A 10,966-nucleotide genomic window follows, 5' to 3' on the forward strand; every position below is an offset into this window, starting at 1 on the left:
CCTTTCATCCTTCTATCAATCCTTTGAACAATTATCCGTATATTACAATCTTATCCTTTGCAAATTCATCAAAGGTACGATTTACTTCATCGTAAACTTCCTGCAATTTCTCATTAATCTTACCTGACACGTATGCATCTCGTAATTCAGGTTTTTCCATAACCACCCACTTCAACTGAGAATATGAATATTTAGCAAAGGCCATCCACTGAGGATAATTAATTGCCATCGGATTCTTTGTAAAATATACTTTTCCAACATTGATTGTAGTTGCAGCTGAATGCCCCACAAAGAGCATAGTTGCAAGTTTAGGGTGTTTTTCACGATTAAGAGAAAATGGAATAGACTCCTTTATACTGTTTCCTTCCTTAATTCGCTTAAATCCATATCCCAGTCTGATGATAACTTCAGTAATCATTACCGGTATAGACATCGAACAAAAATGAATAAAGTCATAGCCTTCATAATACATCCCTTGAACAATCTCAGCGATTGTTTGCTCTTCTTCACCGATACTTCCAAATTGCAATAAATTAAATAATGCCATCATTGGCGCTGGAAGCCCCATTGATGTAGTTATATCTGATTTGAAGTGAATTATCTGCTTTGCAATAGCAGCAAAAATATCTGCCTCTTTTCTATCAGCATAGTTTTCCATCACTTGTGAGACAATTTTTCCTGTTTTATCAATTGTTGTCATTCTTCCCGTAAGAATATCAACAACACCAAGCAGCAATCCTAATAATGGATCATGTCCAAGTGATAACAGTCTATGGTAATATGCTGATAGCCCCTGTACATATTCAGTTGTATTTCTATTATCCTGAGCATCATAAGGAACTTTACTCACTTTAGAATTTGCTAACTTCTCCATTTCCTCTTCAGGATACTTTTTATCAAACCAATCTCTAACATAATTGGATAACGGACCACCTTTTAGGCCATCTGATGTTTTTTCCGGAATTCCCACAAGAAGTAAATCTAATGCCCCACTCAAAATGCCAGCGGACACACAAATAGCTACATCATATTTATCCAGTTTGTGTAACTGATTAAATTCATCATTAAGATGCAAAATCTCCTGTCGATTTCTATTTAACTCTTCTTCAGTAAATAATGATTCTAGCTGATTTCCTGTTCCCACATTTTGAATTGCTTCTGCATACAAATCATCCCATGATGGGACAACAATAATTCTTTTTGTTTCAGGTGTAGCAGAAACTACTGGCATTTCAGTACGCCCAAGCATTCTTAGCAAATCTTCACCTTCCTGAATTCTTTTGTCAATTTCATCTGTAGATGGAAGTTCATCCTTAATTACTTTTAGCTCAATGGAGTGAAATTTAAGAACATCATTTATTTCTTGTTCTGTTTTTGAATATTTATATTTACTCATTCTTTCGCCTTCTTTTTCTCAAGTTCTCGAATTTGAGCTTTAAGCTCTCTGTTTTCTTCATCCAACTTTTGCAGCTCTTTTTTTAATGCGGAATCATACACTAGCAATCTATCTTGTCTTTCTTTGCTAATATCAGTACGCTCCTTAAGTTCTTTTGCAATTGCATGTTCCTTTGCTAATGCCTTTTTATACAGAGCATCGTTTTCTGCCGTCTGCTTTCTTAATTTTCTTATTTCATAGGTCAAAGCAATTGCTGATGGAACGCCAACAGCTATCCCCTTTTGAAATTCCTTGTTTTTAACTGTTTTCAAAATGCCATTTCCTACTTTTTTCAGGATTGGAGCCATCTTATTTAATTCAATTTTTCCCATACACGACCCTCCGAATTATGCGACGCCTAAATCCTTTTGAAGATCTTTTATTGCCTGCTGCAATAGAATATTTAAGCTCTGTAAATACTCCATTCTTTCTTTATCTGCATCAACTTCTTCTTTCAATGCCTTAATTATTGCATCGTGCTTACTTAATGCTTCTTTGTACAGACGTTCCTTTTCTTGACGAAGTTGTTTGTGCTTAAGATGTGATGCAACGCCTACGCCTACTCCACCTAATACCGCAACTGGTGCTGCAAGTACAAATACACCGGCAACCATTCCACCACCAACGATACCTCCTGCTGCTGCCAATCCTGAGGTGATACCAGCAGCAGATAGTCCAACAACTGAACCTAACCCATATAAAGCTGCAAATGATCCTATTCCACCGATACCTGCTCCAAGTGCACCTGCCAGAACTTCTGGAATTGCACTTTCTCGAATAGTTCTCTTTTTATCATTAAGAGCTGCTGCCGCTTCATTTACAACACTCACCACAGATTGAAGAGCTTCAACACTTTGAAAGTTCATGTCTTTCTTTTTAGTAATATATCCCTTTGTTTCTTTTGCCATCACTTATCACCGCTCTTTCTACTTATAGTCTTAATAGCTTTTCCTAACCAACCACCAATTATCGCACCAGCTAGAGGCACTCCAGCAACACCAGCTGCAACGGCACCAACTGCGCCAGCTGCTTTCATCCATTCTTTTGATACATTCTCTCTAGTTGATGTTCCTGCCAGAATAGACGGTGACATCATGTTTGCTTTTTCTAAAAGTGATTCATAATCCTCTTTAGAGTAATTTTCAGGATGATCAACTAGCATATCTAAAAGTGTTCTTAACATTTGCGTTTCATCTGGATGCTTTGCCATCTCAGCCTCAATAACACTTCTCATTGCAATATATTGTGTCTTTGTAAGTTTATTTCTACCGCTTTCGATATTGTTTATCGTCTGACGAGTTACACCAATTTGATCACCAAATTCTTCTGCAGTCCACCCTACAGTTCTTCTTATCAGTAATAAGTTATCTTGCATTCTCTGAATTTCTTCCATTGATGTCTCCTCCTTATGTTTACATTATATACAACGACAATATATTTGTCAATGTATTATTTATTTCGCATAATTTTAAAAACCTTATCACCTGATTTTACAAATCCAATGATAAGGTTATAACCAACGTTTCTTCTTTTTACCTTAAAACATCCACATCAATTTTTTGCTTTAAAACAGATTGTGAATTTATCCTCATACACCTTTATCTATTCAATGTACTTTCGCACCATCCCCTCATCATACTCGGTTAATTCTACCGGAGCATCTTGAAGGAAATCCACAAGTTCTGCTATTCGCTTTTTAATTCCTTCTATCTCAGCTCGTTTTACTAAAAGTGTCTGTTTTTTCCCTTAACACATCAATCTCATCCGCAAGCGCTGTATAATCTTTCTTCGCATGGGCCAGTTTCACAAGTTCTTTTTATTTCTCAAGCATTAGTACATTTAAGATTTCCATCTCACCAGAATTGTCATCTGCCAAAGCACTTTCTATATTGTCGTTCAGTGTCTGAATCGCCGTATCCGAACATTGTACTATTTGATTGATTGCATTTACTGTTGCTTCCTGAAGTTCCGCTTCTTGAACAGTTGGTGCATCACAAATATCTGGCCCATTTTCAACTCTAGTGCAGCAACGCGAGGGATTATATCCTCCACCTGAACCAATAGCTTCTTATAAGTAATTGCTAATATTATTTACGCCACTAAATAGTTGTCATTTACTGACAGCTTAAGTAAGTGCGCCACTTTTTGGCTGTCCTCTACTTTCTTTCACACTAGCTCCTTCGTCTTTGCATATTCACCAACGCTATCAATAGGGTTCACTGAAAAAATCACATGAAATCTTAGTGCTGCTGGGTGTGGCCCCTTTGGCAACATATGATGGCGACTTGGAACCAAACAATAATCAATATATGGAAAAAGCTCGTCCATCTTTCCTTCTGTAATAAACTCCGTTGGATCATCGGTATGGTCATTATCCACGTCCATGACAATGGCATCCGAAGTAATAAAATTGTCTTTGCTTCTATAATTGTCTTTATATCCAGCACAGACATGGTCTTTTTTGACTGCTTCCTGAAGAACCTCTGGCCCATCAACTTCTCCCCTGTGAGGATAGTCGCAATTTGCCTTCTTCCCGGTGCAGTCGGCTGTGTAAATAACAAACTTCATAATTAGAAATCCTCCTGCAATCTCTCTGAACCTATCTCCAGAGCTCTGTTTGTTTCGTTGCACGCACTATCGAAATATCTGATTTTCTTTTTGCGCCTTTTTGCTATTGCTATTTCAGCACACATCCCACTCGACGCTTCTTCACCAAATACCCACAACTCATCGCATTTTCCAAGCAGTACCATATCCATAAACATGGCCAGCTCACGCTCTGACTCTTCCTTCATATAAAGATGAAGCAGTAAATGTGGCGCTAGTGGAATGGCACCCTGGTCAACTGCATATCTGCGGTAACGTTTTGCCGCTTCTGTATTAGAAACAACATCGCCGGAACACATCGAACAGATATATACAAGTGGCAGATATTTCTTTTCTGCTTTGCTCACTGCTTCCACAGCCTTTGTTGCAGTAGGATCCATATAACCTTCCTGATTACGTCCGTATACACTCATTGCCTTCACCTTCCTTTCGTTAAATGATAGAAGTTTTACCTTCTTCAACTTCCTAAGGGGAATTGGCAACTCAAATTCCGGTGTTTCAAAATTCTTTATTTCCACTATTGACATTCGTGTCCCTGAATGCTATTATTCTCTTGCAGGAACTTGAATGTTCAAGTCCTCGATTGTAACTATAAATTAAAGGAGGAAGCTACGATGCCTACAATCAAATTCTCATTAAACGATGAGTACTTTAAGAAACTCGAAAAAGCCGCAGAAGATAAAGGAATGACTATTCAGGACTACATTCGGTATAAACTTTTCGACCTGAATACAATATTTACTGTTGAAGAAGCTGTTCGACGTGTTCAGAATGGTGGCTACAACGATGAAACTTTCTCACTTCCTGACTTATACAAAGAAGAATGGACATTAGAAAGAGGAATGGCTGGTGTTTTCGGAAAGAATTTCTACAACTTTATCTCAGAACACACTGAACTTGGAATCAAAGCACAAGGTTACGATAAGAAAATACGTCGTGAGATTTATACTTATAAGAAGGAGGATTAAAACATGAATAATCAGATTAGACGTTCAATAGAGAGATATGTCAAAAAATATGGACAGCAGGATACACGAGTTGTCATTTCGTTATTTGCCAAGCGATTCAATACAACCAAACAACGCATTTCAGGAAACATTAGTTACATGAAGTGCATTGAGCAAAGTATCAACATTATTTCAAATAAACCTCACAGCATTATGTACTAACCACAGTAAGGGGCTGTCGGGAAATAGCGAGAGGGGGGTGCGGATAAAAAGTTGGACTCCCTAAGGACTCCGAAAGGAGCTCAATCACCATGTATTCACGGGACAAAATTAATGTCGCTTTAAAAGTTTATCATCAGTGCGGTTCGGTAACTACCACCATTCGAGTCCTTGGTTATCCGACCAGACGGGCGCTTTACACATGGATAGCCAATGAAGGGGCAACCAAGCCGGAGCGAAAAGCCTTGCAACTGACGAACACGGCAGAACATCCACGAAATCCTTCCGTTGAAGTGAAAATGAATGCTATTCATCGTTGCTTTGAACTCGGAGAAAGTATAAAATCAGTATCAGAAGAAATCGGTTATACAAGAGCCAGTATTTACAGTTGGCGCAAGAAGTATCTTCGCGGAGGTATTACTGCATTGATGAATGGCAAAAACATTACACCCAATACTCTCACGGAAGGCTCCTCATCCACAGCATCTGCTTCAGATCTTGTTCAATTACAGGCTCAGATCAGGGATATGCAGATGGAGATTGACATTTTAAAGGAGACAATCAATGTCTTAAAAAAAGACCCCGGCATCGATCAGACAGCTCTCAAAAACAGAGAGAAGGCAGTGATCATCGATGCCCTGAAGAGTAAATACTCACTGCCTGAACTGCTGAAACGGCTTGGATTATCAAAAAACAGCTATTATTATCAGGAAGCCGCCCAAAAGAAGCCCGATAAATACAGCTATATCCGCAATAGAATACGTCAACTTTTCCACGAAAATAAACAGAGGTATGGGTATCGGCGTATTCATGGACTTCTGAAGCGGGAGAATATCACGGTTTCAGAGAAAGTAGTCCGTCAGATCATGCGGGAAGAAGGTCTTATTGTTATCCTAAAACGGCACAAAAAGTATAACTCCTATCAGGGAGAAATCTCCCCATCTGTGTCTAACAAAATAGAACGGGATTTTCATGCAGATAAGCCGAATCAAAAGTGGCTCACGGATATTACCGAGTTCGCTTTACCAGCAGGAAAAGTTTATCTTTCAGTGCTTGTAGACTGCTTTGACGGCTTGCTTCCCGGCTGGACAATCAGTACAACGCCTGACTCTATGCTTGTCAACACAATGCTTGAACAGGCAATATCCCATCTACCGGAAGGGGCACACCCGCTCATCCATTCTGACCGAGGCTGCCACTATCGGTGGCCCGGTTGGATAGAACGGATGAAAAATGCAGGGCTTGAACGGTCAATGTCCAAAAAGGGCTGTTCTGCTGATAATGCAGCCTGCGAGGGATTGTTTGGACGCCTGAAAAACGAGATGTTCTATAATCAGGATTGGGCGGGTATTAAGATCTCGGAATTCATTGATATCCTAAATGAATATATGCTATGGTATAACACAAAAAGGATTAAAACATCACTCGGAAATATGAGCCCTTGGGAGTACCGGCAGAAATAGTTTCACACTCTCGAGTTTTTCCTTAGTCAAACTAAGATGTTTTTACATATACATGTATCTCCATTCAGTATTATTGTTTCCACAAAATATGTAGCTAACTCATTTTGCCTAACATATTACTTAATAATATTTCTCTATTTTAGTTAATAATCCCTCAAAATCCATTTCCTTTACATCATAAAATTCATTTGACTTTAGACCCTCACTTAGAACTGTCTGATATAAATAAAAATCATAAATGATTGGCTCTTCTTTCTTTTGCATCAAATTATCTCGAATAGATCCCGTTTTCGCAACTAAGCACAAATACTGATACGTTCTATCTATATATTGAGTATTGTTATCGGGATGTGCATATGAAAAATGCTGTGTTGGCGTTAATACAATTAAATTTTCAATACAATCCGCAATCTCTGGAAACTCATTTGCTGGAAATATGTGATGCACCTGCGTTGCTGGGTCTAGCAGATGGCGTTCATGCTCCAACTCTGTCTGTGCTCCTCGATATTTATTATTAAAGCGTCGAAGATTTCTCTTCGCTCTATTAATTCGATAAACGATCATATAGTTCTCATCCGCTTTCGGTAACCTAGCCTCATACTCAAGTCTAGTTTCCTCTTTTGGCTTCTCTGTCAACACATCTCTCCAATTCTTTTGATTATACAAAATTGCATCTTGTGTAATAATATCTTTTGAAATCCGTCCCCTCTCTGTCCCATGCTTCTTATACTTACAAGCCAATGGGTTCAATATTTTTGTGAATATTCTACCGCATTCCTGTGCACCATTTATTGCCGTATTTTCAATTGTAAACTTCGTATATCCTTCTTTCAATTCTTTAAAACTATTCTTATCTTGTAATCTTAAAAAATAGTCAAACAAATGAAAAATTCCGCTATCTTTAAGGACTTTCTCTATATAAAGGCAAATAAAATTATAACAATTACGATCTCTAAAACTAATATATTCTAACAGCTCCTGATTTTCGACTTTATATCTTAACTTCCTGAAATTTACGCACTCAAAACTTTAGCGGGTTCGAATCTCCTTATGAGACTCAAACCCGCTTTTACTATTCTTTCTTTACTTTTGACGATAGGTAACTCATAACCTCCTCGTAGGTGCGATCACTTTTTTCAAATGCCGATAGCAGTTCCTCATTTCGTATAGCTGCTTTCTTTTCCTGCAGTTTCGCCAACACCTCAACTGCAGAGTCATATCGTTCCTTGTATTTAATTACGTTTTCTTGTGCCTGTATAATCTTCTTGTCCAATACTGAAGGGCTTGTTGTTCGTGCCATAATTAATAAATCTCCTCTCTCTATCTAAGCTGATCGCTTATCATCGTTGCCTGAAGCTTTACATAATTCGCATCTATACCAAAGGCTTTTAATATCGTCTTCTGAGTTGCTGTCACAGCATGATCCAAGCGGTATATATAATCAAGGTGGCAAATCATTTCTATCTTCTCAAGCTCTTTAAGAGCTGCTGGAACCGTCATATAGTTCTGTTTCTTTTCGTCTTCCGTTACAGCGTTTTTTAGGCAAGTATACATCTTGCTCCTGATAATCAATGCCAAAAACTCTATAAAAATTTTCGCTTCTGCCGAGGCATCCGATTGGACTCTTAGACTTCGATTTCCAAGATAAGATTTATCACCTCTAAAGAGCTTTTCCGAGGCATCACGACTCTTATATAACTCCAAAGCGTCCTTCGCAGTCATTTTTTTGGACGTGATGATGCAAAAATAACCACAAAGTTTTATCTCTTCATTCACTACGTCCGTTCGTTCCCTCGCCATAACAAACTTTTCATCCTCTTTGCCGGGATGATAATAAATGAGATCAAAATACTTTTCGAAACCGGTGCCAATTCGAACCGCTTGTCCCTCAAGTTTTTTTAGCGCTCTAGCCATACGATCGATTTTAGCTTCTAAAAGCTCCCGTTCAGACGCATGCTTACGGTTGCTGTAATAGATATGGAAATATCGCTCTTTAACATCCGATGGAAATAGTTGCCTTTTGACCGTTATGCCATTTGTTTTATGCTTTCGTATACTCGTCTTACGATCCTCTTCAAAAGTACCTCTATTCTCTCTTATCAGTTCGTGTACAAACTTTTTCATTCCTTTGACCATAATCACAAAGTCATACCCATTCTTGTCCATGAAATGGATATTTTCCTTACTGAAATATCCCCTATCAAGAATGAACCCAACCTTCTTGTAGCCGTATCCTTTAGCCTTTTCTAGCATGTACTGAAGCTGTGATACATCGACTATGCTACCTGGGTATTCCTCATAAAAGAGTGGCTCCTTATTCTCATGGTCATACGCCAAGGAATAATTGATTATGGGTTTATCATCACCGGACTTCGAATGCCCAAACTCCGCAATATCAATATCCCCGGCTTGACAGACTTTGTTAGTAGAGTCATAGGAAATATAGATTTGCTCTCGATGATTCCTTGAGGCATTCCATTCATTCAAGAAACCGATACTTTGATTGATTGTCAGGTTACTAAAAAAATCAGAAACCTTACTATCGCTATATAACTTCATCTCCCTTGTGAAAAGCGGATGGTTATATGCATAGTCTGGATAATACTGGCTAGCGTTACTCTCCGATATGATAGAGTATGCCGCTAAGTCTAAAAACAGACCACTATCACGGCCGATGATTCTCGCTAACATTTCGTCAAGACCATATTCTTTGATGATTTTCTGAACAACTAAAAAGGAGCCTATTCTCAGACAGCTACTTCTCGTGGAACGGTCCCGTTCTTTAGGAAGCTCGGCATCTGGATAAAACTTAAGATAGTTAGCGTTCGGATACATCATCTCTGGTTCGTCATCACACAGTTTCCCAATTGTGGTGCGCTTTGGGATATTGTATTTTTTATCAGGCTTATAGATTCTTGCATACTCGTAATTAATATATATAACTCCTTTGATGGTTCTACGGGTAATCTTCCCTACTTCTTCCGGTATTTTCACCTTAAAATCATAATACATAATAGTCTCCTCATCAAGTATGTATACCTACTTAATAAGTATAACAAAAAAGCACCTGATAATCAACGGGAATCCGCAGAAAATCAGGTGTTTCTCATAGGAATATCTATTTTGTTTAATTTGAGTGTCAATATTTCAGGAAGTTAAGATTGTGACAAATTGTCACGAAGATCCTCCTTGCTCATATGCTCGCCTGTAAATCTCCATTTCTTGAAGAGACAAGCTAAAATAGGCTTTGATCTGCTTTTCACTAAGGCCCGATTCTATGCCTTTAAAGATCTGTTCTAGCTCCTCTTCTGATAACTGCACTGCATAGCGCTTTATACACTCGTAGATGCTCCCTTCTAGGCTCCAACTGCATTTATTTCTGTATACCTCTTTCGTATCCTCGATATTTTCCCTCTCATCTCGTTTTGCATCTTGAGGCAAATCTTCCTTCGAAATATCCTTCTTATTACTTCTATATAAGGCAATAATCTCCTCTTCAGATAGTCTAGGCTTTCTATTCCAGTTTAAATAGAGCATATCTTTCTTATCGATACTCACTAGCTTAATTCCAGGATCTGTCTTGGCTTTCTCAGTGTAATACTCAACTTCCTCTTTTCCTAGCTCTCGAAAAGCCTTTCTTTCAGGCACTTGGATCGTAATGTATTCCATCTTCTCCTCATCGTAAATTGCTTCTACGGGATGAATATAATCGCCTAACTCTATTGCCTGTTTAAAAGCCTCGGTATCAAAAGGCTTCGCTTTTTCATCGTAAATAGGATATTGTCCCTCGATTAAAATGATACACTCATCTCTTGGCATTCGTTTCACCTCGGCTGGTTCTAAAAGAGCTAATCCGGCTTTGCTAAAGTTTAAGCTATCTCCTGTATTTCGGCCCCGATTTAGTCCTTCTGTTCTTGTATCAATAGTGCGTTTTCCTAGAATCTCGGATATCCATTTATGAGTACTGTTAGCGGTTGGGCCACTTCCTAGATAACAAACAGTGGCACAGGTATCAAATAAAGTTTCCCATTTGTCTCCTTGAAATAATGCTTTTATCTGGGCTACCGATTGAAGAACTGGCACCATATTTATGTTGCGTCCTCTAATAACCCCTAAAAGTTCATCAGGATTACTCGGCTTAGGACCTGAATAAAACTCATCCGCCATCACTTCCACTTCTATAGGAAGAGGACCTTTTATCTCATCATCTGCCACCCGCATTAGCACATCAAACATCTGAATGAGGTAGGTCGGTTGCGCCTTTCCGAATTACTCCGGTAGGTTTCAACCTTCCC

General features: G+C 38.6%; 13 protein-coding genes. 3 read left to right on the forward strand and 10 right to left on the reverse strand.

Features of this window, described 5'->3' with window-relative positions; all coding sequences use genetic code 11:
- Nucleotides 1-31: 31 nt before the first annotated feature.
- The 6 genes from NHH16_RS09860 to NHH16_RS09885 all read right to left on the reverse strand — a co-directional run bounded on the left by NHH16_RS09860 (nt 32) and on the right by NHH16_RS09885 (nt 4,455).
- Nucleotides 32-1,396 (reverse strand): hypothetical protein, encoded by a 1,365-nt coding sequence (locus NHH16_RS09860; protein WP_262069432.1) that lies wholly within the window; start codon nt 1,394-1,396, stop codon nt 32-34.
- Entirely contained in the window at nt 1,393-1,767 is a 375-nt protein-coding gene (locus tag NHH16_RS09865) for a hypothetical protein (protein WP_262069433.1), read from the reverse strand. The genes NHH16_RS09860 and NHH16_RS09865 overlap by 4 nt, the downstream gene beginning before the upstream one ends.
- A gap of 15 nt (nt 1,768-1,782) precedes the next feature.
- Nucleotides 1,783-2,343 (reverse strand): hypothetical protein, encoded by a 561-nt coding sequence (locus NHH16_RS09870; protein ID WP_262069434.1) that lies wholly within the window; start codon nt 2,341-2,343, stop codon nt 1,783-1,785.
- Nucleotides 2,343-2,828 carry a helix-turn-helix transcriptional regulator gene (locus tag NHH16_RS09875; RefSeq protein WP_262069435.1) on the reverse strand — a complete coding sequence of 162 codons (486 nt, stop codon included), beginning with the start codon at nt 2,826-2,828 and terminating at the stop codon, nt 2,343-2,345. The genes NHH16_RS09870 and NHH16_RS09875 overlap by 1 nt, the downstream gene beginning before the upstream one ends.
- A 773-nt stretch (nt 2,829-3,601) precedes the next feature.
- Nucleotides 3,602-4,003 carry a hypothetical protein gene (locus NHH16_RS09880; protein WP_262069436.1) on the reverse strand — a complete coding sequence of 134 codons (402 nt, stop codon included), beginning with the start codon at nt 4,001-4,003 and terminating at the stop codon, nt 3,602-3,604.
- Nucleotides 4,004-4,005: 2 nt separating this feature from the next.
- Nucleotides 4,006-4,455: a DUF7768 domain-containing protein gene (locus tag NHH16_RS09885; protein WP_262069437.1), complete on the reverse strand. Its 450-nt coding sequence runs from the start codon at nt 4,453-4,455 to the stop codon at nt 4,006-4,008.
- A gap of 201 nt (nt 4,456-4,656) precedes the next feature.
- Here NHH16_RS09885 and NHH16_RS09890 point away from each other — a divergent pair, with 201 nt between their 5' ends.
- The 3 genes from NHH16_RS09890 to NHH16_RS09900 all read left to right on the forward strand — a co-directional run bounded on the left by NHH16_RS09890 (nt 4,657) and on the right by NHH16_RS09900 (nt 6,671).
- Nucleotides 4,657-5,010, forward strand: coding sequence for a single-stranded DNA-binding protein (locus NHH16_RS09890; RefSeq protein WP_262069438.1), 354 nt, complete (start codon nt 4,657-4,659; stop codon nt 5,008-5,010).
- Nucleotides 5,011-5,013: 3 nt separating this feature from the next.
- Nucleotides 5,014-5,211 carry a hypothetical protein gene (locus NHH16_RS09895; protein ID WP_262069439.1) on the forward strand — a complete coding sequence of 66 codons (198 nt, stop codon included), beginning with the start codon at nt 5,014-5,016 and terminating at the stop codon, nt 5,209-5,211.
- Between the two features lie 89 nt (nt 5,212-5,300).
- Entirely contained in the window at nt 5,301-6,671 is a 1,371-nt protein-coding gene (locus NHH16_RS09900) for an IS3 family transposase (RefSeq protein WP_262069440.1), read from the forward strand.
- Nucleotides 6,672-6,791: 120 nt separating this feature from the next.
- On the opposite strand, the gene NHH16_RS09905 is transcribed toward NHH16_RS09900, so the two are convergent.
- From NHH16_RS09905 to NHH16_RS09920, 4 genes are all read right to left on the reverse strand, one after another.
- Nucleotides 6,792-7,553, reverse strand: a complete 762-nt coding sequence (locus NHH16_RS09905) for a hypothetical protein (RefSeq protein WP_262069441.1) — start codon at nt 7,551-7,553, stop codon at nt 6,792-6,794.
- 190 nt (nt 7,554-7,743) lie between these two features.
- Nucleotides 7,744-7,971, reverse strand: coding sequence for a hypothetical protein (locus NHH16_RS09910; protein ID WP_262069442.1), 228 nt, complete (start codon nt 7,969-7,971; stop codon nt 7,744-7,746).
- 20 nt (nt 7,972-7,991) lie between these two features.
- On the reverse strand, nt 7,992-9,683 hold the full coding sequence (locus NHH16_RS09915) for an IS1634 family transposase (RefSeq protein ID WP_262069443.1): 1,692 nt from the start codon (nt 9,681-9,683) through the stop codon (nt 7,992-7,994).
- Between the two features lie 162 nt (nt 9,684-9,845).
- The gene (locus NHH16_RS09920; RefSeq protein ID WP_262069444.1) at nt 9,846-10,907 is read right to left on the reverse strand and encodes a type IV secretory system conjugative DNA transfer family protein; all 1,062 of its coding nucleotides are present in this window, start codon (nt 10,905-10,907) and stop codon (nt 9,846-9,848) included.
- Between the last annotated feature and the right edge of the window lie 59 nt (nt 10,908-10,966).

Origin of the sequence: Ohessyouella blattaphilus, from assembly GCF_024721265.1 — a bacterium.
Taxonomy (GTDB): domain Bacteria; phylum Bacillota; class Clostridia; order Lachnospirales; family Lachnospiraceae; genus Aequitasia; species Aequitasia blattaphilus_A.